At 62.4% G+C, this 23,234-nt stretch carries 23 protein-coding genes and 1 tRNA gene; 19 read left to right on the top strand and 5 right to left on the bottom strand.

The features are described from left to right. Window positions 1–145: 145 nt before the first annotated feature. The 5 genes from mobF to D6Z24_RS16215 all read left to right on the top strand — a co-directional run bounded on the left by mobF (window position 146) and on the right by D6Z24_RS16215 (window position 7,068). Window positions 146–3,400 carry a MobF family relaxase gene (mobF, locus tag D6Z24_RS16195; RefSeq protein WP_281275042.1) on the top strand — a complete coding sequence of 1,085 codons (3,255 nt, stop codon included), beginning with the start codon at window positions 146–148 and terminating at the stop codon, window positions 3,398–3,400. Between the two features lie 380 nt (window positions 3,401–3,780). Continuing rightward, window positions 3,781–4,317, top strand: a complete 537-nt coding sequence (locus tag D6Z24_RS16200; protein WP_162605153.1) for a plasmid mobilization protein — start codon at window positions 3,781–3,783, stop codon at window positions 4,315–4,317. After that, window positions 4,314–6,134: a type IV secretion system DNA-binding domain-containing protein gene (locus D6Z24_RS16205; RefSeq protein ID WP_129127647.1), complete on the top strand. Its 1,821-nt coding sequence runs from the start codon at window positions 4,314–4,316 to the stop codon at window positions 6,132–6,134. Before D6Z24_RS16200 ends, D6Z24_RS16205 begins: the two co-directional genes overlap by 4 nt. Before the next feature lie 169 nt (window positions 6,135–6,303). Continuing rightward, entirely contained in the window at window positions 6,304–6,651 is a 348-nt protein-coding gene (locus D6Z24_RS16210; RefSeq protein ID WP_246014693.1) for a type II toxin-antitoxin system RelE/ParE family toxin, read from the top strand. A gap of 69 nt (window positions 6,652–6,720) precedes the next feature. Then, window positions 6,721–7,068, top strand: a complete 348-nt coding sequence (locus D6Z24_RS16215; RefSeq protein WP_129127648.1) for a helix-turn-helix domain-containing protein — start codon at window positions 6,721–6,723, stop codon at window positions 7,066–7,068. A 381-nt stretch (window positions 7,069–7,449) separates the two neighbouring features. Here the strand turns inward: D6Z24_RS16215 and D6Z24_RS16220 are convergent, their stop codons facing one another. Further along, window positions 7,450–8,457 (bottom strand): hypothetical protein, encoded by a 1,008-nt coding sequence (locus D6Z24_RS16220; protein ID WP_129127649.1) that lies wholly within the window; start codon window positions 8,455–8,457, stop codon window positions 7,450–7,452. A 97-nt stretch (window positions 8,458–8,554) separates the two neighbouring features. Continuing rightward, window positions 8,555–8,791, bottom strand: a complete 237-nt coding sequence (locus D6Z24_RS16225; RefSeq protein WP_246014694.1) for a helix-turn-helix transcriptional regulator — start codon at window positions 8,789–8,791, stop codon at window positions 8,555–8,557. A 489-nt stretch (window positions 8,792–9,280) separates the two neighbouring features. Between D6Z24_RS16225 and D6Z24_RS16230 the strand changes: the two genes are divergently transcribed. Further along, window positions 9,281–9,793 (top strand): nucleotidyltransferase domain-containing protein, encoded by a 513-nt coding sequence (locus tag D6Z24_RS16230; RefSeq protein ID WP_162605154.1) that lies wholly within the window; start codon window positions 9,281–9,283, stop codon window positions 9,791–9,793. Beyond that, window positions 9,790–10,170 (top strand): HepT-like ribonuclease domain-containing protein, encoded by a 381-nt coding sequence (locus tag D6Z24_RS16235; protein WP_129127651.1) that lies wholly within the window; start codon window positions 9,790–9,792, stop codon window positions 10,168–10,170. The genes D6Z24_RS16230 and D6Z24_RS16235 overlap by 4 nt, the downstream gene beginning before the upstream one ends. 106 nt (window positions 10,171–10,276) lie before the next feature. Here D6Z24_RS16235 and D6Z24_RS16240 read toward each other — a convergent pair whose 3' ends face one another. Then, complete coding sequence (locus D6Z24_RS16240; RefSeq protein WP_129127652.1) at window positions 10,277–11,512, bottom strand: tyrosine-type recombinase/integrase; 1,236 nt, start codon at window positions 11,510–11,512, stop codon at window positions 10,277–10,279. A gap of 191 nt (window positions 11,513–11,703) precedes the next feature. Beyond that, a tRNA-Sec gene (locus D6Z24_RS16245) sits at window positions 11,704–11,801 on the bottom strand. A 245-nt stretch (window positions 11,802–12,046) separates the two neighbouring features. Here D6Z24_RS16245 and D6Z24_RS16250 point away from each other — a divergent pair. From D6Z24_RS16250 to galU, 7 genes are all read left to right on the top strand, one after another. Continuing rightward, entirely contained in the window at window positions 12,047–12,376 is a 330-nt protein-coding gene (locus D6Z24_RS16250) for a YggT family protein (RefSeq protein WP_129127653.1), read from the top strand. Continuing rightward, window positions 12,373–12,819: a DivIVA domain-containing protein gene (locus D6Z24_RS16255; protein WP_129127654.1), complete on the top strand. Its 447-nt coding sequence runs from the start codon at window positions 12,373–12,375 to the stop codon at window positions 12,817–12,819. The genes D6Z24_RS16250 and D6Z24_RS16255 overlap by 4 nt, the downstream gene beginning before the upstream one ends. Continuing rightward, window positions 12,820–13,134, top strand: a complete 315-nt coding sequence (locus D6Z24_RS16260) for a DUF167 domain-containing protein (RefSeq protein WP_129127655.1) — start codon at window positions 12,820–12,822, stop codon at window positions 13,132–13,134. Continuing rightward, the gene (locus tag D6Z24_RS16265; protein ID WP_129127656.1) at window positions 13,131–13,589 is read left to right on the top strand and encodes a CBS domain-containing protein; all 459 of its coding nucleotides are present in this window, start codon (window positions 13,131–13,133) and stop codon (window positions 13,587–13,589) included. Before D6Z24_RS16260 ends, D6Z24_RS16265 begins: the two co-directional genes overlap by 4 nt. An 86-nt stretch (window positions 13,590–13,675) precedes the next feature. Next, a complete protein-coding gene (locus D6Z24_RS16270) occupies window positions 13,676–13,915 on the top strand; it encodes an FmdB family zinc ribbon protein (protein WP_129127657.1) in 240 nt (79 codons plus the stop codon). A 182-nt stretch (window positions 13,916–14,097) separates the two neighbouring features. Then, complete coding sequence (gene folD / locus D6Z24_RS16275) at window positions 14,098–14,943, top strand: bifunctional methylenetetrahydrofolate dehydrogenase/methenyltetrahydrofolate cyclohydrolase FolD (RefSeq protein WP_129127658.1); 846 nt, start codon at window positions 14,098–14,100, stop codon at window positions 14,941–14,943. A 171-nt stretch (window positions 14,944–15,114) separates the two neighbouring features. Then, the gene (galU, locus tag D6Z24_RS16280; protein ID WP_129127659.1) at window positions 15,115–15,981 is read left to right on the top strand and encodes a UTP--glucose-1-phosphate uridylyltransferase GalU; all 867 of its coding nucleotides are present in this window, start codon (window positions 15,115–15,117) and stop codon (window positions 15,979–15,981) included. Here galU and D6Z24_RS16285 read toward each other — a convergent pair. Next, a complete protein-coding gene (locus D6Z24_RS16285) occupies window positions 15,978–16,823 on the bottom strand; it encodes a TonB family protein (protein ID WP_129127660.1) in 846 nt (281 codons plus the stop codon). The genes galU and D6Z24_RS16285 overlap by 4 nt on opposite strands. A 219-nt stretch (window positions 16,824–17,042) precedes the next feature. On the opposite strand from D6Z24_RS16285, the gene D6Z24_RS16290 reads away from it, so the two are divergent. The 5 genes from D6Z24_RS16290 to D6Z24_RS16310 all read left to right on the top strand — a co-directional run bounded on the left by D6Z24_RS16290 (window position 17,043) and on the right by D6Z24_RS16310 (window position 23,160). Further along, entirely contained in the window at window positions 17,043–17,855 is an 813-nt protein-coding gene (locus D6Z24_RS16290; RefSeq protein WP_129127661.1) for an electron transfer flavoprotein subunit beta/FixA family protein, read from the top strand. A gap of 85 nt (window positions 17,856–17,940) precedes the next feature. Next, window positions 17,941–19,269 (top strand): FAD-binding protein, encoded by a 1,329-nt coding sequence (locus D6Z24_RS16295; protein ID WP_129127662.1) that lies wholly within the window; start codon window positions 17,941–17,943, stop codon window positions 19,267–19,269. 63 nt (window positions 19,270–19,332) lie between these two features. Beyond that, on the top strand, window positions 19,333–21,321 hold the full coding sequence (locus D6Z24_RS16300; RefSeq protein WP_129127663.1) for a heterodisulfide reductase-related iron-sulfur binding cluster: 1,989 nt from the start codon (window positions 19,333–19,335) through the stop codon (window positions 21,319–21,321). Between the two features lie 180 nt (window positions 21,322–21,501). After that, window positions 21,502–22,458 (top strand): CapA family protein, encoded by a 957-nt coding sequence (locus D6Z24_RS16305; RefSeq protein ID WP_246014695.1) that lies wholly within the window; start codon window positions 21,502–21,504, stop codon window positions 22,456–22,458. A 15-nt stretch (window positions 22,459–22,473) separates the two neighbouring features. Then, window positions 22,474–23,160 (top strand): type 1 glutamine amidotransferase, encoded by a 687-nt coding sequence (locus tag D6Z24_RS16310; protein WP_129127664.1) that lies wholly within the window; start codon window positions 22,474–22,476, stop codon window positions 23,158–23,160. Window positions 23,161–23,234: the final 74 nt, after the last annotated feature.

Here is a 23,234-nt window from a genome sequence, read left to right on the forward strand (position 1 = left end):
CTTCCAATCAAGCGAATTGTTGTCGAAATTATCATTGCTGCTGGCTTAGGATGTGTTAATATTTCCCTTTTACGTCAATCTGGCGGGTTTTTAAAGAGCTCAGCCAACAGCGGAGTTCCTTGGCAAGGGAGGGGAAAAGGCGATGATGTCTGTCTCTCCAGGAATGAGTGCAAGTCAAGCCGGGGGATACTTCTCCAGGGAGGACTATTACCTCAAGGGGGCCGACCAGGGGGAGCATTCGCGGTGGCTCGGCAGGGGAGCAGATTCGCTGAAGCTTGCCGGACAGGTTCGGGAGGAGGAGTTTAGGGCTCTGTGTGCTGGGAGAGATCCAACTTCACGGGAACGGATCGTCGCACCGAAGCTCGTCCGGGATAAAAAGACCGGGGAACTAGTGGAGATCCGCAGGGCCGGCAACGACTGTACCTTCTCCGCCCCCAAATCGGTATCTATCCTTTACGCGGCGGGGTCGGAAGGGATCAAGGAGGCGCACGACGCGGCGGTTGCGGCCGTGCTCGGTCACGCGGAGGAGCGATACTCGTTTTACCGCTGCCACGGCGAGGTGGTCAGGGGGGAGATGGTCGCCGCCGTCTTCGATCACGCCACATCGAGGAGCCTCGATCCCCAACTCCACTCGCACGTCTTTATCGTGAACGCGGTGCGCACTGTGAACGGGGACTGGAAAGGGAACCGGAACCGGACCCTTTTCCAGGACCAGAAGCTTTTGGGGCGGTTGTACCGGCAGGAGCTGGTGCACGAACTTGAGCAGCGCGGTTACGGCATCGTCTTCACCTCGCGTTCCAAGATGTTTTTTGAGGTGGCAGGTGTCGACCCGCAGCTTATCGAACATTTCAGCTCGCGGAGGAAAGCGATCGAGCAGCAGGTGCGACTCTGGAACGAGGGGGGTAAGTTTCCCGGAGTTCCCCATGCGCGGCTCTTTGAGATGGCGGCCCTTGAAACCCGGGACCCGAAACGGGAGGTTACCCGGCAGGATGTGGTCGAGGCGTTCGAACAGGGATTCAACCGGTGCGGCACCACTTCCTTCGAGGTTAAGGAGAAGCTGGAGCGGTCCCGCGGGTGTCCTGTTCCTCCCGGCCATTCGGCGCCCGAGGTGGTGAGGCTGGCAGCGGACCGGCTGGTCGAACGCGAGGCGGTGCTGGAGCGCGCGCGGCTGTTGGACCGGGCCGTGGAGATCTCCGGCGGCAGGCACGGCATTGAAGAGCTGAACCGAGCCCTGGAGGAAGGGGTTCGCGACGTCATGAGGCTGGGACGGGACGGCCGGGGGCGGGAGTACTATACGACCCGAGAGATGCAGGAGCTTGAGGCGAGAAACCTGGAGACGGTGCGGACGCTTCCCGGCTTCAGGAGTGTCACCACGTTTGACGAGGTGGCGGCGTACCTGCGCCACCAGGAGGAAACGGGCGGGGTACGTCTGTCGGCTGGGCAGAAGGAGCAGGTCGTGAACGAGCTGGCCGGAAGCCGATCGGTGAGCGTCGTCGAGGGGAAGGCGGGGACCGGGAAGACGCTTGCCTCCCAGGTGATCGAGGAATTCAACCGGGAGGTGCTCGAACCCCAGGGGAAGGAACACCGTACCTTCAACGTCGCCTACACCGCGAAGGCGGCCTCCGAGATGGAGAAGGCGTGCGGCAGGCCCGGTTGGACCGTGGACGCCTTCCTGAATGCCCGTGCAAGGGGCGAGGTTCGCCTGCAGAGGCAGGATGAGGCGGTGCCAATGTTGGTGGTCGCGGGCGAGAGGGTCGAGCTTTCCAGGGGCACCCAGGTGGTCCTGCGCGTGGACGAGGCGGGGATGCTGGGAGCCCGTCAGGCGGGACTGTTGCTCGATACGGTGCGGGAACTCCAGGGGGAGGGGGTGCAGGTTAAGCTGCAGCTGATCGGCGACCCGCGCCAGATGCCGGCCATCGCCGCAGGCGACCTCTTTCGCCAGGTGCTCAAGCTGTCGGAGGAAGGGGCGGCCGACGTGGCGCACCTCGACGAGATCCGAAGGCAGAAGGATCCCGGGCTCCTGGAGATCGCCAAGGTCTTGAACCGGGAAGACCGCCTCCCTGGAGAGAACGCCAGGGAGGCCCTCGACTCCCTCAAGGAAACGGGGAGGGTGATCGAGAGGGAAGGGCGGGAGGCACTTCTGGCGGAGGCGGTCAGGGAATACCGGGCGCAGGCTGCGCGGCTCTCGCCGGATGCGGCAAAGGCGGCGCTGGGAGAGCGCCAGTCGGTGCTTCTGGTCGCCGCCACCAACGCGGACCGGGAGGAGCTGAACCGCGCCATCAGGGAGAGCCGGGTGGCGGCCGGTGAGATCGAACCGGGGAGGAGCTTCAAGGTGCTGGTTCCGGCCACGACCGGTGTCACGGCGGATTCCTACCGGGAGGGGGAGGTAGTCGTCTTCTCCGGGTACCGCGGCGTGGACGGCAGGATGGAACGCTGGGGCGCCAGGTTGAACACGGTGGGGAAGGTGACCGGGATCGACCCGGAGGGGAACCGGGTCGAGGTCGCTTACTCCTTCAAGGGGAAAGCGAGAAGCGGAGCAGAGGCGGTCCGGAATGTGACCAAGAAACTCCCCGCAGCGGAGATGGCCGGCAGGGTGACCGTGTACCGGGAAGAGGAAAGGATATTCGCCCCCGGCGACCGCCTCGTGACCCTGAAGAACGACTGGGAGCACGGGGTGCGTAACGGGTCGCTCGGGGTGGTGGAACGTTTCGACGAAACGGGGCAGCCGGTCGTGCGCTTCGAGACCGGGGAGGTGACCCTGGATCTCGCGCGTTATCGGCACATAGACCACGCCTACGCGGTCACGCTGCACAAGAGCCAGGGGAGCACCGTGGAGCATGCCATCCTCTTCGCCCCGGTGCGACCTGGTGGTGAGAAGAACCAAGTGCCGGCAGAAGGGTACGCGAGGGCGAGTTACAACGCATTGAACGTCGCCGTTACCCGCGCCCGGTACGGTGCGACCGTCTGCACCAATTCTCTTTCCGATCTTGCACGCGAGGTGGAGCGGGTGGAGGTGAAGACCTCCACGCTCTATCCGATACAGCATGCAGAGGAGAGAGGCCCGGTGGTTGCCGGAGACGGGATGGTGAACGTGGAGCGGAAAATCCCCGAGGCAGGTTCTTTCCCCGCCCCGGCCGACACCGAACCTCTCTCCCGTACCGGGGAGGTGTTGCCGCAGCATCCGGTGTCAGCGAAAGGGGAGCCCACGGTCCCGGTTCCGGCCCGGGAGAGATTCGACCGCGGCGCCAAGTTCAGCGAACGTCTGGATGCCCTGGCGCGCGCGGGTGCAGCGCGGCCGCCGGAACCATTGGTGCCGAAGGTGGTGGGGGCGGTCATACCGGTGAAGACTATCGAGCCTGTGAAGTCGATTCCGGTGAAGGGGATGGATATCGACATGTGACATCGGTATCCCTAATCCGCTCCAGGTTATCACGACTGATTCTTGCCTGATGCGACAGCTGCGGTTCCGGGTCGTTTTGGCGCTGGTGTTCGCCTGAATTTTTGCCGATCGGGATGCAGCCGGGAAAGCCGGAGGAGTAGGAGAAAGAAGAGCGGCGGGCCTCGCTTCGTTCGGCTTTTTTCCATTCACACCTCAGCAGCCCCTGCGGGCTGCCTCTGAATGAGGGGAGGGGCAAGTAGCCGTAATTGCAGTTGTCGCTTGTGCCACGCCGTGCTACGTTCGGCTTTGGCCGGACCTCCTGGTGCTGGTAAGTTGTCGGTATCCTTGTCGTTTCCGCTGTGCTACGCCGTGCTCCCGGACGGGGGCGAAGGAGGTCAGCCGTGCAGAGCATCCACGTGAGGGTTTCCGAAGAGGAGGAGGCGCTTCTGCAGGAGAAGGCGGCGCTTCTGGGAAAGAGCGTTTCCGAGCTGGTGCGGGACGTTTTGTTCCGCGATCTGGACCGCATTCTGGAGCGTCAGCCGGCGACCTTCGGGCAGGTCGAGGAGCTGAAAGCGGAGCTCATCGCCGCACGGGAAACGATCCGGGAGCTGGCCGTTTCCTGCGGCAGAATCTCCCTTCTGGAAGAGCGGTTCGAGGCGCTTTCGGAGCTGAAAACCGCTCAGGCGGGAGTCGAAAAGCGGCTGGAAAATGCCGAGGAGGAGATCCACGCCCTCTCGGAAAATCTGGTCCGGCAGGCGGAGATCCAGACGGAAGAAAGAAACGCTCCCTTCGGGATGCAGCGCAGCTTCGTGCAGGTCGCGCTGATGGCTGCCTACACCCTGGCCAGGGGGACCTTCAGCAACAACACGGAGGCCTGGAACCCATACAAGGATGAGGCGAGAAGGCGCGCCTTCCCGGGCGAAGGGGGGGCACCGTGAGCTTCGGGGCGTCGAAGAACTCCGGGTATTCCGGAGCCGGTGTCTGGGCCGCCGACGTTGCGCGCAGCGTCAGGATCTGGCTCCGCGCCGTCCTCTTCTCCGTCTTTCTCTACCTCGTTCTCCTCGGGTTCTTGGTGTACAAGAAGGCGCTTCCCATCTGGCTGGAGGTGACCTGGAAGTTCCAGGTGGCGAAGCTGTTTCGGGGCTCTCCCATCCAGCCCTTCTTCACCATTCAAGGATACCGTTACCGGGCCTCGGACATGCTGGCCATCAAGGCCTCCTACCAGATGGAGGCGGCGGTGCGGGCGCTTATTCACCGTAACCGCTGGTATCCCGCGCCCGTCTTCGTCCTGGTGCTCGGGGGCTTGTATCTCGTCGTGCGCCGGAAAAACGCGCGGCTTGTGAGGCGCGAGCACCTGCGCGGGCCGGTCCTCATCTCGGAGCGCAAACTCTCCCGGCAGGCGGCGAAGGAAGCAGGGCTTCTTCCCTTCGGGCCGGTCCGTCTCCCCTTCAGGTTCGACGCCGAGCACGCCATGATCGCGGGCAAGACCCAGGTCGGGAAGACCGTCACCATGGCCCAGCAGTTGGCGGCTATCAGGGAGGCGGGGTTGCCCGCCGTGGTCTACAACTTCAAGGGGGAGTACGTCGAGAAGTTCTACCGTCCCGGCATCGATTACCTTGCCAATCCCCTCGACGCGCGCGGGCTCTCCTGGAACATCTTCGACGACGTGGAAAGCATCCCGGACATCTCCATGCTGCTCGGTTCATTGGTGCCGCCGGGAAACGAGGTGGAGCGCTTCTGGCACAGCGCGGTGAGGGACGTTTTGCGCGGCGTGATGGCGGCGCTCTACCTCCAGGGGAAGCTCACCAACGACGATATCTGGAGGGCTATTTCCTCCGGCATGAAGGAGATCGCGGAGCTTTGCGCCATGACCGAACAGGGGGCGGCGGGGCTCAAGTACATCGAGAAGCATGGCGGGAAGCAGGCCTCCATAGTCGGCGCGGTGATGATGATGTACTGCTCCTGGTTCGAGTACGCGAGGACCGGTGGGGGCTTTTCCGTGAAGCGTTGGCTGCAAGATCCCGGCGGGAGTTTCCTCTTCATTACCGGCGCCGCCAAGGTGGAAAATACCCTGCGCCCCTATACCTCGCTCATGGTCGATCTCCTCTGCAGGGAGGTCCTTTCCCTTTCCGACGACCCGAACCGGAGGCTCTATTTCGTCCTGGACGAGTTCGGCAACATGCAGCAGCTCCCCTCCATTAAGCGCATCCTGACCGCCGGGGGGAGTAAGGGTGCCACGGTGCTTCTGGGGTTCCAGGACGTCTCCTCCATCGAGGAGATCTACGGCCCGAGGGACGCGAAATCCATCCTGAACAGCTGCGGCACTACGCTCGTCATGAAGCTTGCCGACGAGGCGTCGGCCGGGTATTTCTCCGGGCGTTTCGGAGACGTCCAGTACCGGGAGATCGCCGAATCCCGCACCCTCGCTCCGCGAAGCTCCAAGGTGACCGCCACCTTCTCCGAGGTGACGAGGACCGAGAAACTGATCCTCCCCTCGGAGATCCAGGGGCTCAAAAAGCTGGAGGGGTACCTGATGATCCCGGAGCACGAGCCGGCCAAGATCAGGGTCAAGATCCGGCCGCCGAACGAGCTTCCCTCCGTTAACCAGGCCTTCATTCTGAGAGAGGGGCTATCGCTTGATGACATCAGGGAGAAGGAGCGGAAGATCGAGCAGGCCGGGGAGGCGGCGGCCGTTGCCCCGGTCCCGGCGGCGCCGGTGACGGAGGAGGTTCCGCTCGGGGACCGGGAGTTTTAGGTATTGGTTTCCTGGCGGCTCAACGGGATAAAGCCGGTCCCGCTTGACATTATACCTATATTGGTATAGCTTCGTCTCATGCCTTGCCGGGGCGGCGCTTCGGAGGTGCCGTGAAGGAATCGGGTACTAAAAAAAGCCGCGTCGTGAGACGCTGCGAAGGAGAAAGGGCGTGACTAAAGGAATCGAGTTCTTGGGTGATTCGCTCGAGGTGATCAAGGGGTTTCCGCAGGAAACCAGGGTCAGCATGGGGCACGCGCTGCACGTGGCGCAGGATGGGGGAAAGGTTCTCTACGCCAAGCCCCTGAAGGGGCTAGGTGGCGGAGCCACCGTCATCGAGATCTGCGACGACTGCGACGGCAACACTTTCCGGGTCATGTACACGGTCAAGATCGGCAGCAAGGTCTTCGTGCTGCACGCCTTCCAGAAGAAGTCGAAGAAGGGAATCGAGACCCCGAAAACGGAGCTCGAGATCGTGAAGGCGAGGCTGAAAAAGGCGAAGGAACTGGCCGAGAGATAGGCGTGGGGGCGGGTTTGGGATTCCGTTGACACACCTTCAACAGCAACTGGTAGTAACGAGGATGACAGCATGAAAGAGAGAAGAGAGGAAGAGATCGAGGAGACGGCGGTGACTCCTTCCGGCGGCAACGTGTTCGCTGACCTGGGGCTGCCGGACGCGGAAGAATTGCTGGCGAAGAGCACCATCGCCATGAAGATAAACCAGATCATCGAGAAGCGTCATCTGTCCCAAACGGAGGCCGCTGCGCTCCTGGGGATCACCCAGCCGAAGGTGTCCATGATCCAGCATGGAAAGCTTAGAGGCTTCTCGCTGGAGAAGCTCTGCAACCTGCTCACCCTTCTCGGGCGCGACGTGGACATCGTGATCAGGGAGAGAAAGAAGGGTGGGCTGGGGCACATGCGGGTGGTCAGCGCGTAGCTTGTTTTCCTTCTGAAAAGGGAGGGGGAGGGCTCCCCCTCGCTGCGACCGCCAGGGTGCACCTGTCGTTCTTCGCTACCCCCTCTGCGGGGTGATTTCCCCCCCGCAACGCCCCCCCTGTTAAATATCGGAATTTGGTCCAAAGCCGCCGGGGCTTCGCACCGGCCGCTTTACCGGTCTTAAGCCCGCCGGCTCAATGTCGCCGGCCGGCTTGAACGGCAGCGGGGGCGCTCCCCCGCACCCCGCCAAGAGGCGGGATCTCCCACCCGCCAAGTGGACCGAGGCCGTCGGCACTCGCGCCGACCGCCTCAGTCGGTCTCGCCCGCCCCGCTTTCCGGGGCAGGCTCCTCTTTACTCCCTCCCTGATCCCGCTTAGCCCTGCTAGCTCCAGATGCCGTGCAGGACGGACCAGATCCGGTCGTGGGACCGGTAACCGGGGTCGCTTTTTATCCTGCTGCACGCTTCCTTGAGTGTGTCCGCCTCCTCCGGCGACAGGAAGAGCCGGCAGCCGTGGGGCAGGCGCAGAATCAAGAAATCGTCGGTTGTCTGCAGGACCGGCGGCTCCAGATTATCCAGCGAAGAAAGCTCGCAGAACTGGCGGTATTCAAGCGGCATCACGAGGTTGTTAAGCTCCAGCACGGCCCAGAAGCCGGTATCGTTGCTGACCACCTGCAGCCGGAACTGGGCCCCTTTTTCGGTTAAATCCACCGGCTGCTCCAGGTACTTTAGGAACCGTTCCGAACTGCCACGCCCCTCTTCGAAGACTCCCCCGGCGGCAAGGGTGATCAAGGTTTCGTCATAGCCGGAGAGGGTGCTGGAGAAGGGGACCTCACTGACCATGTCGCTTTCCCTGAAGAGAGCCGCCAGGTTCCTTACCATCAGGTCGGGGTTGTAGCTTTTCGTTTCCGGTGCCTTCTCCGCCATGGCCAGCATCTTCTCAAGGGCTGTCGGGACATGGTTGTTGATCCCGGTGCTTACGGCGTAAGCGTTCAGGTTGGAGAGGAGGTAATGATCGTCGGGAAAGTGGGAGTGGTAGAGCCGGTACAGCTCCTTGTGCAGTTGTAAAAGCTCGATGAAACGTCTGCGCGGGATGCGGCGTTTGAAGTACGAGGCGCGCTGTATCTCGTAAATCATGAAGAGATACTCCGCCTTTCCCAGCGGTCCTTCTCCCTCGAGGTGTGTCTTGAAGATGGAGAGCAAGGATTCCTTCCGGTCCTCCTGCAGGTCCATTATCGCGTGGTGGAGAGCGGGAATCTCCGTATTGGTGGTGAAGACCTCGCGGGGAGCGTCCGTGGGCTGGAACCCTTCGTCCTCCGCCGGGTCCCTTAAAAATGCCTCCGCCGCGTTACAGATCCTTTGCGATAGCTTTTGAAGCTGTTGTCGGGCCATGACTGCCTCCTTTTGCCAAGATGTGGGAGGGAAGCCCCTCCTCCCGGTGCCGGTCGGACCGGGGAGAAGGGCGCTGGATTCCGGTGAAACGGCCGGATCAGGTACTCCGTGGCGGCTTCTCGATCAGGGGCTGGATGTCCTGCCAGTACCAGCAGGTGGTATGCGGCCCAAGTTTCACCGGTTTCGGGAACCGGCCGCTCTTCACCCCGGCCCACCAGGTCGTCTTGCTGACCGGGATCAGTTGCAGGACCCTCGATAGTCGTAACAGGCCTTGTTTCGGGATCTCGCTTTCCATGTTCGCCTCCTTGACGCCGCGGGATCTCCTCGGTAGCATCCGCGGGCGCTCCTTTGACGATGCGCTAGATAGGGGTGTCGTTCCGGCCCGTGCCGGTCATCCCTTTACGGATTCTTGCTCTAAATGTGCCAATGTTAATTGTTTAAAATGTTTAATATTTTACGGGCGGGCGTTGTTAGGTGTGGCCAAGATCTGAACTTCCGCTGTTCAAAAGTAGGACTGGCGCGGACGGTGGATGGGGGACGACCCGGTGGGTGCAAGAAAGGGGGGCGGTCTTTCAGCTTCTTCCGCTGCTTTCCCTCCACCCGTAGATACACCCGCAAATGCCCAAAAGGAGTGAGTGAGACTGGCGTTCGTTATTAACAGACAGAACTGGATGGCTAGGAACCGCCGCACGACTCGCGACGGCAGCGACCAATGGATGGAAAATATCGGAAGAGGTGGGGCGGCCGCCCCCCTTGATGATTCGCTCATTGCTTTTGCCACTTTTATGTATATAATATGTACATAAATAGCGAGGAGGTCTTCGTGAAAACGGCACGTTTGAACATCGTGATAGAACCGGAAGAAAAGGAACTGGCCGAGCAGCTTGCCGCCGAGTATAGCCGCCGGACAGGGATGGAAACGACGCTTTCGTCCTTTGTCCGTCTCCTGATCCGGCAGGCTGCACTTGGCAAAGCTGGTGAAAACGGGTTGCAACAGGAAACGTTGCCGTTCCGCCCCACAAGGCGTAAGCGCCCTCCCCGCCACCGGCCGAGCGAACAGTTGTCCATCTACCGGGAGCAGATCAAGGCCATAGCCTTGGCGCATCATGTTACCAATGTGAGGGTCTTCGGTTCTACCGCGCGCGGAGAGGATACCAGCAAGAGCGACCTGGATCTGTTGGTGTCGCCGATTCAGGGGGAAACGGGATTGATGGAGTTGGCAGAGATTGCGACGAAAGTCAAAAAGCTCATCAAGGTCCCGGTCGATGTTGTCCTGGATACGGAAATACCGGAAGAACACAGGGACAGGATCAATAAGGAGGCAATCTCGATATGACGGACAATCGAAAACCGCGGGCCCTTAAGGAATACCTGGACGACATGCAAAAGTCGGTTAATCGTCTGGCCGAGATTTCAGGTGCAGGCGAGGCAGTTTTTAAGTCCAATGAGGACAAGCAGGATGCCGCTATCAGGCATATTCAGATTCTGGGTGAAATCTCCGCCAAGCTCTTAAAACATTATCCCGCCTTTGTTTCGGATAATAAAAACATACCGTTCAGGACCATCAGTGACATGAGAAACATGCTGATTCATCACTACTTTGGTGTGAGTCTCGATGCTGTATGGAAGGTTCTCAGAAGCGATATTCCATCCCTCCAAGCCGAACTCGACCGTCTCGTGCTAACGAGCAAGAATTCTGTCCCGAAAGGTTAAAATGTAACCCCTTCCGCTGCCCGGGAAAAGAGTGAAGCAGAAGGCGCCTTAAAGCCGAACGCGGGCGCCGCCAGTCGGGTGTTGCCGTGCCCGCCGGGAGAATCGGTTACTTCCGGGCACTCTTTTTGGGAGCAGGCATTTTCGTCCCACTCTTCAGGCCGTCCAGGTAATCGGACCACGTCTGCATCATCTCCCTGCGCTGGGGTAGAAATGCGGTCCGGTTGTAGGCCCTGCCGTTTGGGTCCTTCACGGCGTGAGCCAGTTGGTGCTCGATGATGTCGGGCCTGAAGCCCAGGACCTCGTCCAGGATGGTACGTGCCGTGGCACGGAAGCCGTGCCCGACGATGGTGTCGCCGTCAAAGCCCATGCGCCGGAACGAGGCGTTGATGGTGTTGTCGGACATGCAGCGGAAAAAGGACCTGGTGGAGGGAAAGACGTACTTGCCGTGCCCGGTCAAGGGCTGCAGCTCCTTGAGGACGGCGATCGCCTGCCGTGACAGGGGTACCAGATGCGGCAGGCCCATCTTCATCTTGGGACCTGGTATGTTCCACTCAGCCGTTTCCAGGTCGACCTCGGCCCACTCCATGTGCCTTAGTTCACCGGGTCTCACGAAAAGCATCGGGAGGAGTTTCAGGGCGGACTGGGCCACAAGACCCCCCTGGTAGCCGTCCATGGCACGCAGCAGAGGGGCGAGTTCCTTCGGGTCGGTCACAGACGCCATGTGCTTGCGGGTCTTGCTGGTGGGGGGGAGATACCCCTTGAAGCCGGCGGAGATGTCGTAGTTCGCCCGGTCGGTTGCGATGGCGTAGGTGTAGATCTGCCCGAGGATGGTGCGGACCCTGCGGGCCGTCTCTATCACGCCGCGCGACCTGACCCGGTCCAGGATCGCCTTGATCTCCCTGGCCGCCACCTCTGCGATCGGTTTGGAGCCGATCCAGGGGAAGACGTCCTTCTCGAGCCGGGTCATGATGGTGGCAGCGTGCTCCGCCGACCACGCCTTGTTGCCCATCATGTGCTTGTGCCATTCCCGGGCGATATTGTCGACGCTGTTGGCGGTCAGCTCGGCCTTTATTTCCCTGACCTTTTTCCGCTCCCCCGAAGGGTCGATCCCCTTGGCGACCAGGGCCCTCGCTTCTTGCCTCCGCTCCCGCGCGTCAGAAAGCGAGATGTCCGGGTAGACCCCGAAGGAAAGCAGTTTTTCCTTCCCCTCAAAGAGGTACTTGAACCTCCACCATTTCCCGCCGCTCTTGGTTACCTGGAGGTACAGGCCGAGGCTGTCGGCCATCTTGTATGCCTTCTCCTTCGGCTGCGCCTTTCTTATCTGAAGATCCGTGAGTGCCATAATAGTTACCCCAGTTACCCCTCAAAAAAGGGGGGAGTTACCCCACCTCGTTTTGGAGTTACCCCCAAAAGTTACCCCAGTTTTATACCGGATTATGACGGATACTATAGCACCAAAATGGATGTTGGAAAATAAAAAACCCGCCAATTTGGCGGGTTTAGCTACACCTTGGAACGGTGTGAAACTGTTAATGGCGGAAGCACATGGGAATCGAACCCACCTGGGAAGTTTCTCACCCCCCACACCGGTTTTGAAGACCGGGCCGCCCACCAGCGACGGTGGTGCTTCCTCATTGATTTTCTTGTCGCAATTTTTAAAACATCTCCAACTTTAAGTCAATATATAAAATTGGATATAAAAAGGAGCACGGCTTATGACGGCCTCTCTTTCGTCGCCTTTATTTGTACGCCTTGCAAAATAGTTCTTATTTTTGCTGATAGTTGCGCCTACCCGCACACCCCCGCTATGCTTGACAAACAATCGTGTTTTCTGTATAGCTTGGCGTGCCTTACTACCATTTAAAGAGGGGGATGAATGATCCTGTTCGCCAACATACTCTTGGCCCTTGCGAAGATCATCGAGTTGGCCAACGGTCTTTTAACCGTGTACAAATACATCCTGCTCGCCAGCGTCATCATCTCCTGGGTCAACGCCGATCCTTACAACCCCATCGTAAACTTCATCTACCGGGTCACCGAACCGGCGCTGCGCCGCATACGCCGCTACATGCCGGACACCGGCATGCTCGACCTCTCCCCGCTCGTGCTCTTCGCGCTCATCTACCTCGTGCAGATCGTGGTCTTCGATACGGCCTACAGCTACCTCATCATCTACAGCAACCAGCTCAAAGGGGGTGTCCTGTGAAGATAACTCCCATGGACATCCAGCAGCAGCAGTTCAAGGGTAAGATGCTCGGCGGCCTCGACCCGGAGGACGTGGACGCGTTCCTGCAACTGGTGGCGGGCGAGATGGAGGAGCTCATCAGGGAAAACAACGACCTGAAGGAGCGCATCAACCGGAACCAGACCCAGATGACGGAGATGGAGGCCCGCGAGGCGCAACTGCGCGAGACCATGCTGGCGGCACAGCGCATCACCGAGGAGATGAAGGCGAACGCCCAGAAAGAGGCGCACCTCATGATCTCGGAGGCGGAGCTGAAGGGGGAGCGCATCGTCGCCGAGGCCGAGAACAAGCTGGTGCAGTTGAACAACCAGATCCAGGAACTGAAGCGGGACAAGCTCCAGTTCGAAACCGGCTTCAAGAACCTCCTGGATACCTACTACAAGCTGCTCGCCCTGGACAAATAAATGAACGAAGAGACGGTACGGGTGACACGGACGCCGGAGGGGCTCCTCTTCACGGTGCACGTGCAGCCGCGCGCCTCGCGCAGCGAGATCTGCGGACCGAAGGAAGGGGAGCTGAGGGTACGGCTCACCTCGCCGCCGGTGGATGACGCGGCGAACAAGCAGTGCGTCGAGCTCATCGCGAAGAGCCTCGGCATCGCCAAGTCCAAGGTGAGCATCAAGTCGGGCGCGAAGTCCCGGCACAAGGTGGTCAGAGTACAAGGGGTGGAGCAGGATGACCTCCTGCCCTTATTCAAAACGGAGAAGGAGCAGCAATGAAGGCGAAAGACATTATGGTAACGGACGTGCCGTCCATCACCACCAAGACCACGGTGGGTGAGGCGGTCCGGATCATGAAGAGCAACTTCGGCGACGAGAGCTTCCTGAACGCCGCACCCGGCCTGATCGTGGTCAACGAAAGGGGGGGACTGGCGGGGATCCTCACGCCCTTGAGCATCATCACCGCCATCATGGACGACGCGCCGGAGGGAAAATCCGACCCCGCCTTCTTCGGTTCCCTGTGCGACCGCATCAAGGATCTCCCCACCTCCGCCATCATGGAGCATCAGCCCATCTCGGTCACCCAGGACGCGAGCGTGAGCGACGTGGCGCGGCTCTTTCTCACGCACCGTTTCCAGAGGGTCCCCGTGGTGGACGGCAAGAAGGTGGTGGGGATCATCTACCGCTCGCGCCTGCTCTTCGCCATCAGCCAGAGCCTGATCGTTGCCTCTTGACAAAAACGGAGGCGGGTACTTATATTTGTTCCTGCGCCCGGCCGTTCGCGTCAGACGCCACAGTTTCATAGGAGGTTGTAAAAGCGATGCCACTTTACGAGTATCAATGCAAAAGCTGCAACGAAACCTTTGAGTTGCGCCAGAAGTTTTCCGACGCACCCGCCACGGAGTGCCCCAAATGCGGCGGCTCCGTTGAAAAGCTGATCTCCCAGTCCGGCTTCTCCCTGAAAGGGGGAGGGTGGTACGGTGACGGATACGGCAGCTCCAAGGCGGCCCCTTCCTGCCCCTCCGGCGGGGGATGCGCCGGTTGCCCTTCGGCCTCCTGATCGCGCCGTGAAACGACAAGGCCCCCGTACCCACGGGGGCTTTTTTTGTCCCCGCTCCCCGGCAAAATCCTTTACAAAATCTCCGGTTTTAATTATTATCGACAGCTTAAAAAACTGAGCCCGGCCCGCCCGCGAGGAGGCGCCGGGCCTGCATATTCCAGCGGAAAGAGGGGTACACGTTCATGGCGAAAATCATCGACGGTAAGGCCATCGCGGCAAAGATCCGCGCCGAGATCAGCGCAGAAGCGGCAAAACTGAAGGAGCAGGGGATCGTCCCTGGGCTCGCCGTGGTGCTTGTCGGGGAGGACCCGGCGAGCAAGGTCTACGTCTCCATGAAGGAGAAGGCGTGCGCCGACGTCGGGATCTTCTCCGACGAGTACAAGCTTGCCGCCGAAACGAGCGAAGAGGAACTCCTCACCCTCATCGACAAGCTGAACAACGACCCGAAGATCCACGGCATCCTGGTGCAGCTGCCGCTTCCCAAGCAGATCAACACCGAGCGGGTTCTCGAGGCGATCGCGCCCGAGAAGGACGCCGACGGCTTCCACCCCTACAACGTGGGGCGTCTCGTCATCGGCAAGCCGCTTTTCCAGCCCTGCACCCCCTACGGCGTCATGGTGATGCTCAAGGAGACGGGGGTCGATCTGACCGGCAAGGAGGTCGTCGTGGTCGGGCGCTCCAACATCGTCGGCAAGCCGGTCGCCTTCATGTGCCTGCAGCAAAACGCGACGGTGACGCTTTGCCACTCGAAGACCCGCGACTTGGCCGCCAAGGTTGGGCAGGCGGACGTGGTTATCGCTGCGGTCGGCGTTCCCGAGATGATCAAGGGGGCCTGGATCAAGGAAGGTGCCGTGGTCATCGACGTCGGGGTGAACCGCGTGGGTGAGAAGAAGCTCGTAGGGGACGTGGAGTACGCCGTGGCCAGCGAGCGCGCCTCGGCGATCACACCGGTTCCGGGCGGCGTCGGCCCCATGACCATCACCATGCTTTTGCAGAACACCCTGGAGTCGGCGAAGCGGGGGATGTAACTGTCTCCCTCTCCCCCCGGGAGAGGGACGGGGTGAGGGCGTTGCAATAGGGGACGATCTTCCCCAGGGCTTCTCCCTCACCCGGCCTTCGGCCACCCTCTCCCGGAGGGAGAGGGGGTAACAGCAGGCAGGCTTTTCGGACTGTATCTAATATGAGCAAGGAGTATCGTAATGCGCGTTAAAAAGGCCGTTTTCCCGGTCGCGGGGCTCGGCACCCGCTTCCTGCCGGCCACCAAGTCGACACCCAAGGAAATGCTTCCGCTCATCGACAAGCCGCTCGTCCAGTACGTGGTCGAGGAGGCGGTCGCCTCGGGGATCGAGCAGATCCTCTTCGTGACCGGCCGCGGCAAGAGGGCCATCGAGGACCACTTCGACATCTCCTTCGAACTCGAGTCGCTGCTCTACGAAAAGGGGAAGGACCACGAGCTGCAGCAGGTGCGCGAGATCGCGGAGATGGCGAACATCTTCTTCGTGCGGCAGAAAGAGGCGCTGGGGCTTGGCCACGCCATCCTCTGCGCCAAGGAGTTCGTCGGTGACGAGCCGTTCGCCGTGCTCCTGGGTGACGACATCATCGACGCTCAGCAGCCCTGCCTCGCCCAGCTCCTCGAGACCTACGAGAGCTACCGCTCCCCGGTGCTCGCCCTGGAGCAGGTACCCATGGAGACCATCTCCTCCTACGGCTGCGTGCGCGCAAACCACCTGGCGAACCGCGCCTACGAGGTGCTCGACCTGGTGGAGAAGCCGCCGGTCGCCGAGGCGCCGTCGGACCTCGCCATCATCGGCCGCTACATCCTGACACCGGGGATCTTCCCGATCCTCGAGACCCAGGAACCGGGCAAGGGGGGGGAGATACAGCTCACCGACGCCATCAAGACGCTGTCGCGCCGGGAGTCGATCTACGGCTGCCGCTTCGACGGGATACGCCATGACTGCGGCGACAAGCTCGGGTTTTTGAAGGCGACGGTGGATATGGCGCTGAAGCGCGACGAGTTCAACGGGGATTTCGAGGCGTTTTTGAGGCGGCGACTGGGCTGCTAGTGCAGCCTGCCGCTGCCGCTGCCGTAGTGGAAGAAGGCGATCAGCTTGAAGCTTTCGCCGGTGTACCCCTTGGGGAAGGAGCCGATCGGCCCTAGGGCGTTCAGGGTGCGCAGCACCTCGTCGTCCAGGATCTTGCTCCCGGAACTTTCCAGCATGTCGACGCGGACGATCTCTCCCTTGCGGTTGAAGGTGATCCGTACCGGCGTCGTCCCCTCGATGCCGCGCATGAGCGCCGCCTGCGGGTAATGCCAGACGCCGTAGATGGCGGTCTCCAGCCGGCGCAGGAACGAGCCGAACTGGATGTCGTCGGTGTTCAGGAAGCGGGTATCCCCTTCCTCGACCTCGCTTCTGTACTTCTCCCGGTAGCTCTCTTCCAGGCGCGCAAGTCTGGTCGCGCTCGGGAAGAGCTTGGCGCGGTCCAGCGGGGCGCTTTTGGGCTTGAAGATCCCCTGGCCCGGCGCCGCCTGTTCCCTCGACGGCTCACGCATCGGGTAGGACGGCTCGCGTGTCGCCTGGGAAGGGCGGCTCGGCTGAGGCGGAGCGCTGTTTCTTTGCGGCAGCATCCGGTCCACCGCGTCTCTCGCCTTCGGGGCCATCTCCCTGACGACGCGCTGCGGGGTCTCCGAGTACCTCTTGATATCGGGTTTGGGCTGCGGCTTGATCTCCGGTTTCGGCTGGGGAGGGAGCTCGGGAAGGTCGGTCAGATCGACCATGGTCGCTTCCGGGGCCCTTTTGTCTTGTCCGGGGGGGATTAACGTGATAACAAGATATACCGCCAAATGGCAAAGCAGCGAGAGCAGCAGCAGGTAAAGGAAGTTTTTCTCGACGTATCTATCTGACATGTATCTCCACCCGTAACTGATCGGGTGATTCGTTGGCGCTGAACCTCGCGTGATGGTAGAAGATCATTTCGCAAAAAGCAAGGGGTTTGGGCAGACAGTCTTCGCGCCTGACGGCGTGCCCTCCACCCCCCGGATTTTTACCGCTCCTTGACCTAGGTCAACTTTTTTCCCGAAATCTCTAGTAACGTTAAGACATAAAAATTCACTTCCGAGGTAGCCATGCTCGTAGTGGTGTGCGTCAAGCAGGTACCAGATACCACGCAGGTACAGATCGATCCCGTCACCAACACCCTCATCCGTGAGGGCGTTCCCTTCATCGTGAACCCCTACGACACCCATGCCGTGGAACAGGCGCTCCGCTTCAAGGACCGTTACGGCTGCCGCGTGGTCGCCATCTCCATGGGCCCCCCGAACGCCGAGGCGACGCTCAGAAAGGCGCTGGCCCAAGGGGCGGACCGGGCCGTGCTTCTCTCCGACCGGGTCTTCGGCGGAGCCGACACGCTTGCCACGAGCAAGGTGCTCGCCGCCGCCATCGAGCGCCTCTCCAAGGAGGACGAGGTGGGCGTGGTGATCTGCGGCAAGCAGACCATCGACGGCGACACCGCCCAGGTGGGCCCCGGCATCGCCACGCGCCTGAACTTCGCCCAGCTCACCCTGGTGGACCGGGTCGACGAACTCGACCTTTCCGCCCGCAGGATCAAGGTGAGCCGCAAGCTCGAGGGGCGCCACGAGCACGTCGAGGCCCCGCTTCCGGTGCTTCTCACCGTGGTGCGCGAGCTGAACCGTCCCCGCTACCCGACCGTCGCGATGCGTCTTGAGTCGGCCGACGCCAAGGTGGAGGTGTGGGACAACGGCGTGCTGGGGCTCGACGTGAACACCATAGGCCTCAAGGGGTCGCCTACCTGGGTGAGCCGCATCTTCTCCCCCGAGAGGGCGAAGGGTGAGATGCTCGGGGACGGCGCGCACGACCCGGAAGGGGCGGCCCAGATCCTCATCGACAAGATGATCGAGAAGGACCTCCTGGCGCTTTAATTCAAATTCACCACCTGGATCGGGACGGCCGGGAGCCGGAACAGGCGAACGATCGTCACAACCGGGAACCATCAAGGAAGAAGCAATGACCGATGCTGTGAAACCACCGAAAAAACCGCGCGGCAAGGCGCAGCTTTTGGAAAACAAGTGCATAGCCTGCGGCGCCCGCTGCCAGAGCGCCTGTCCGGTTGACGCGATCCAGATGAACGACGCGGGCGAGCCGATCATCGACGCCTCGCGCTGTATCGGCTGTGTCAAATGCGTGAAGGTCTGCCCTGTGCAGGCAATCGAGATGGCCTTCACCCCGGAGGAACTCCGCATCCTCAAGGAGCTCGCCGCCGCTTCCGGCGGAGAGGTCGTGGAGGAGGACCCCGAGGAGGCGGCACTCAGGAAGAAGCTCGCCCTCTACCGTGGCGTCTGGGTCTTCATCGAGCAGACCGAGGGGGAGGCCGCCAAGGTCTCCTGGGAGCTTTTGGGGAAAGGGAAGGAGCTCGCCCAGGCGAGGAAGGCGCCGCTTTGCGCCGTCGTCATGGGGGACAACGTGGAGAAGCTCTGCGCCGAGGCGTTCGGCTACGGCGCCGAGACCGTCTACCTGATGGACGCGCCGGTTTTGCGCCACTACCGCACCGAGGCGTACCAGAAGAGCCTCTGCGCCCTGGTGGAGAAGTACAAGCCCGAGGTGATCCTCATGGGCGCCACCGGCCTTGGGCGCGATCTCGCAGGCGTCGTCGCCACCGTCCTCGCCACCGGCCTTACCGCCGACTGCACCGGTCTCTCCGTCGACGACAAGGGTAACCTGATGCAGACCCGTCCGGCGTTCGGCGGCAACATCATGGCCACCATCGTCTGCGACAAGTTCCGTCCGCAGATGTCCACGGTCAGGCCGCACGTCATGCCGATGCCGGAGTTCGACCCGCAGGCGAAGGGTGAGATCGTGCGCGAGCCGGTGCCGATCGCCGAGGACCAAGTCCAGGTGAAGGTGCTCGACATCCTGATGGACGGCGGCGGCTCCAAGGTGGACATCGCCGGCGCCGAGTTCATCGTCTCCGGCGGGCGCGGCATGATGGCCAAGGAGAACTTCTACATGCTCGAGGAGTTGGCCGAGGTCCTGGGGGGCGTGGTCGGCGCTTCCAGGAGCGCGGTCGACGCCGGCTGGATGCCGCCGGACCGCCAGGTGGGCCAGACCGGGAAGACGGTGCGCCCGAAGGTTTACATCGCCTGCGGCATCTCGGGTGCCATCCAGCACCTGGTCGGGATGCAGGACTCGGACGTGGTGATCGCCATCAACCGCGATCCCGAGGCCCCCATCTTCGAGGTGGCGAGCTACGGCATCGTGGGCGACCTCTTCAAGGTGATCCCCGCGCTCACGCAGAAGCTGAGGACGCTGAAGGCCGCCCGTTCCGGCGCGAAGTAACGGCAAGAGAAAAAGAACCCTGCTAGCGGCCCCCCGGGCCGCAAACGATACGAGGTACCACCCATGCAAACCGCCATCTTCACGACGCTTCTGGTCGCCTCGCTCCTGTTTTTCGGCTGGAGCGTCTACCGCCGCCTGTCGCTGGTCCTTCTGGGGCAGCCCGAGGAGAGGTTCGACCAGCCGGGGCTCCGTCTTTCCGAGATGTTCCTCTACGCCTTCGGGCAGCTGCGCGTCATCAAGAAGCCCTTCGGCCTGAACCATTTCGTCATCTTCTGGTCCTTCGTGATCCTCGCCATCGCGAACGGCGAGTTCATGGTGAACGGGGTCTTCCCGACGCTCAGCCTGGCACTTTTGCCGGAAGGGTTGCACCGGGCGCTCCTCTTAGCCTTCGACGTGGTGTCGCTTCTGACCCTTTTCGCCATCGTCCTCTCGTTTGTGCGCAGGATCGTGGTGAGACCTGCGCAACTGGACAGCCTGTACGTGAAGGGGAGAAGCCCCGAGGCGTTCGTCATCCTCTCCTTCATCGCGCTATTGATGCTCGCCTACTTCGGGATGCACGGCGCCATCATCGCGCAGCGTCCGGAGGCCGCCGCCTCCGCCATGCCGGTATCCACCGTGGTGGCCGCCTGGCTCACCAATGCCGGCGTCGACCTTTCCCTCGTGGAGAGCGTCTCCTGGTGGGTGCACGCCTTCGTGCTCCTGGCCTTCATCTGTTTCCTGCCGCTTTCAAAGCACATGCACATCCTGACCGCGATCCCGAACTGCTACTTCGGGGCACTTACCTGGCCCGCGACGCAGCCGCGCGAGACCTTCGAGAAGGGGGCGGTCTACGGCGTAGGGAGCGTGGAGCGCTTCACCTGGAAGGACCTCTTCGACTCCTTCTCCTGCACCGAGTGCGGCCGCTGCCAGGCCGCCTGCCCGGCCTCCATCACCGGCAAGCCCCTGAACCCGCGCCAGATCGTGCACGCCATCAAGACGAACCTTCTGGAGAACGGCCCGGCGCTGAAGGACGGTCGAAAAGCCACGCTGCCGCTCATCGGCGACGAAGGGGAGGGGACCAACACCGAGGACGCCATCTGGTCCTGCACCACCTGCGGCGCCTGCATGGAGGCGTGCCCGGTTCTCATCGAGCAGATGCCGAAGATCGTCAAGATGCGCCGCCACCTGGTGGAAACCGAGTCGAAGTTCCCCGAGGAGCTTTTGAACCTCTTCGAGAACATGGAGCAGCGCTCCAACCCCTGGGGCATCGCCCCGGGCGAGCGCGCCAAGTGGGTCTCCACCCTCCCGGTGAAGCCGTTCGTTGCCGGGGAGACCGAATACCTCCTCTACGTCGGCTGCGCAGGCTCCTTCGATTCCCGAGCGAAGCAGGTGACCGTGGCGCTCGCCACCGTCCTGAACGCCGCCGGGGTCTCCTGGGGGATCCTCGGCAAGGACGAGAAGTGCTGCGGCGATTCGTTGAGACGCCTCGGCAACGAGTTCCTCTTCGACAAGATGGCTAAGGAGAACGTGGAAATCTTCCGCGAGCGCGGCGTCGCCAAGGTGATCACGCTCTGCCCGCACTGCCTGACCACGCTGAAAAACGACTACCGCCAGTACGGCCTCGAGCTCGAGGTGGTGCACCAGAGCGAGCTGATCGCCGACCTGATCAAGAAGGGGCGCATCAAGCTCGACGGCGGCGAGAAGAGCCTCGGCAAAATCGCCTACCACGACCCCTGCTACTTGGGGCGCCACAACGACATCTTCGAGGCGCCGCGCACCGTGGTCCAGGCCGTCACCGGCGAGGCGGTCATGGAGGCGGAGCGCCACGGCCGCAACTCGTTTTGCTGCGGCGCGGGTGGCGGGCGCATGTGGATGGAGGAGTTCATCGGCGACCGCGTGAACCACACCCGCGTGGACGAGCTCCTGGCCGAGAAGCCGGACACCGTCTGCGTCGCCTGCCCCTACTGCATGACCATGATGGAGGACGGCTTGAAGGACCGCGGCGCCGGAGAGGTCAAGGTGCGGGACGTCGTCGAGGTGCTCGCCGAAGGGCTCTTGCACAAAAAGGGTTGATACCGTGCTCCCCCTTCCGGGGTGCCCAAAAAATGGGGCGCCGGGAGGGGGAGTGCACGCTTTGCAGGCAAAAGGAGAACCCCGCTGACCCCGCTCACCCCAAGGCGCGCCGCCGTCGCGATTTTTTTCTCCCTTCTCGTCGCCCAGACCTCCCCCCCGGCCGGGGCCGCCGGGAGGACGGTGACCGTTGCCGCGGTCGGCGACATCATGATGGGCACCGACTACCCGACCCCGAGGCTCCCGCCGCGCGCCGGCCGGGATCTCTTCGCCGGGGCCGCACCGTTTTTGAAGCGCGCCGACCTCGCCCTCGGCAACCTCGAGGGACCGCTCACCAAGGCGCAACTCCCCGGAAAAGAACCCGTTCCCGGGCGCCGTTACCTCTTCCGCACTCCACCCTCCTACGTTCGCAACTTAAAAGAAGCAGGCTTCTCCATGGTCTCGCTCGCCAACAACCACGCCCGCGACTTCGGGGCGGAGGGGCTCGCCGAGACGAGGCGCGCCCTCGAGGAGGCGGGGATCCTTTTCTCCAGCAAGAAGGGGGAGGTGGCCCGCTTCGACGTGCGCGGCGTGAAGGTCGCCGTGATCTCCCTCTCCTACGGCCCGGCGCCGCGCTCCATCGTTTTCCCGGCACAACCCCTGCAGGAGATCGCCACCGAGGCGCGGCAAAACGACATCGTCATCCTCTCGGTCCACGCCGGCGCCGAGGGGCGCGGGGCGCTGCACGTCTCCCCCGGGATGGAGCGTTTCCTCGACGAGCCGCGCGGCGACCTGGTCGGCTTCGCCCATGACGCCATCGACCGCGGCGCCGACTTGGTACTCGCGCACGGACCGCACGTGCCGAGGGGGGTGGAACTTTACCGCGGCAGGCTGATCGCCTACAGCCTCGGCAACTTCGCCACCTGCAGCGGGGTGAGCGTCGCCGGGGAGAGCGGCTACGCGCCGCTTGTCACCGCCGAGCTCGCCGCCGACGGTTCCTTCGTCGCCGGGAGCATCGAGTCGTTCCGGCAGTCTCCCGGCACCGGCCCGCGCCCCGACCCGAAGCGGCGCGCCCTGCGCCTCATGCGCAGACTCTCGGCCGAGGATTTCCCGGACTCCCCCATCGTCTTCGGAGAGCGGGGGACGCTCGGCGTAAGGTGATAAGAAGGAGTTTCCATGTTCCTCATCGTGCAGAACGACCCCAATTGTCCGGCAGGCATGCTGCACCAGGTCCTCGAGGCGACGCGCGTCCCTAACCGTACCGTTTGTGCCTTCGCGGGCGACCCGATTCCCGGCCCTTCCGGCCTCACGGCGGCGGTGGTGCTCGGAGGCGAGATGGGTGTGCACGACACGGAGCGGCACCCGCACCTCTCGCTGGTCATCGCCTTCATGCGGGAGGCCGTCGCCGCTGGGGTGCCGCTTTTAGGGATCTGCCTCGGGGGACAGCTTCTTTCGCACGCCTGCGGCGGGACGGTGAGTTCCCCCTCCCCGCACGTGGAACACGGCATTCACCGCGTCGACCTCAACGCTGCGGGCGCCGCCGATCCCATCTTTGCCGGGGTCGCCAACCCCTTCGTCACCTTCCAGCTGCACAACGACAGCTTCACCACGCCCCCGGGGGCGACCCTGCTCGCCTCTTCCCCCGCCTGCCCGGCGCAGGCCTTCCGCCTCCCCGGGCGCGTCTACGGCGTCCAGTTCCACCCCGAGGTGGACCGCTCCATCGTGGAGCTGTGGGACGGCCTCTTCACCCCGCGCGCCGATCACCTCTCCGGCTTCATCGCCGCGGAGGAGACCTTCAACCAAGCCTCCCGTACCATCCTCGCCAATTTCGTATCCCTCTCGCTCTCCCCTGCGCAACCTTGAAATAGCCGACCCTTTATTGTAAAGTTCTAACGTTTGTGCTCCGGGCATCATTAAAATCGCCCCAACCCGGAAGG

Origin of the sequence: Geomonas oryzae (assembly GCF_004117875.1) — a bacterium.
Classification (GTDB): Bacteria; Desulfobacterota; Desulfuromonadia; order Geobacterales; family Geobacteraceae; genus Geomonas; species Geomonas oryzae.

Coding starts and splice junctions, on each gene's coding strand:
- mobF (WP_281275042.1), top strand. CDS start 146: ATGTCTGTCTCTCCAGGAATGAGTGCAAGTCAAGCCGGGGGATACTTC.
- D6Z24_RS16215 (WP_129127648.1), top strand. CDS start 6,721: ATGAAAGAGAGAAGAGAGGAAGAGATCGAGGAGACGGCGGTGACTCCT.
- D6Z24_RS16220 (WP_129127649.1), bottom strand. CDS start 8,457: ATGGCCCGACAACAGCTTCAAAAGCTATCGCAAAGGATCTGTAACGCG.
- D6Z24_RS16225 (WP_246014694.1), bottom strand. CDS start 8,791: ATGCTACCGAGGAGATCCCGCGGCGTCAAGGAGGCGAACATGGAAAGC.
- D6Z24_RS16235 (WP_129127651.1), top strand. CDS start 9,790: ATGACGGACAATCGAAAACCGCGGGCCCTTAAGGAATACCTGGACGAC.
- D6Z24_RS16240 (WP_129127652.1), bottom strand. CDS start 11,512: ATGGCACTCACGGATCTTCAGATAAGAAAGGCGCAGCCGAAGGAGAAG.
- D6Z24_RS16250 (WP_129127653.1), top strand. CDS start 12,047: ATGATCCTGTTCGCCAACATACTCTTGGCCCTTGCGAAGATCATCGAG.
- D6Z24_RS16260 (WP_129127655.1), top strand. CDS start 12,820: ATGAACGAAGAGACGGTACGGGTGACACGGACGCCGGAGGGGCTCCTC.
- D6Z24_RS16265 (WP_129127656.1), top strand. CDS start 13,131: ATGAAGGCGAAAGACATTATGGTAACGGACGTGCCGTCCATCACCACC.
- D6Z24_RS16270 (WP_129127657.1), top strand. CDS start 13,676: ATGCCACTTTACGAGTATCAATGCAAAAGCTGCAACGAAACCTTTGAG.
- folD (WP_129127658.1), top strand. CDS start 14,098: ATGGCGAAAATCATCGACGGTAAGGCCATCGCGGCAAAGATCCGCGCC.
- galU (WP_129127659.1), top strand. CDS start 15,115: ATGCGCGTTAAAAAGGCCGTTTTCCCGGTCGCGGGGCTCGGCACCCGC.
- D6Z24_RS16285 (WP_129127660.1), bottom strand. CDS start 16,823: ATGTCAGATAGATACGTCGAGAAAAACTTCCTTTACCTGCTGCTGCTC.
- D6Z24_RS16290 (WP_129127661.1), top strand. CDS start 17,043: ATGCTCGTAGTGGTGTGCGTCAAGCAGGTACCAGATACCACGCAGGTA.
- D6Z24_RS16295 (WP_129127662.1), top strand. CDS start 17,941: ATGACCGATGCTGTGAAACCACCGAAAAAACCGCGCGGCAAGGCGCAG.
- D6Z24_RS16300 (WP_129127663.1), top strand. CDS start 19,333: ATGCAAACCGCCATCTTCACGACGCTTCTGGTCGCCTCGCTCCTGTTT.
- D6Z24_RS16310 (WP_129127664.1), top strand. CDS start 22,474: ATGTTCCTCATCGTGCAGAACGACCCCAATTGTCCGGCAGGCATGCTG.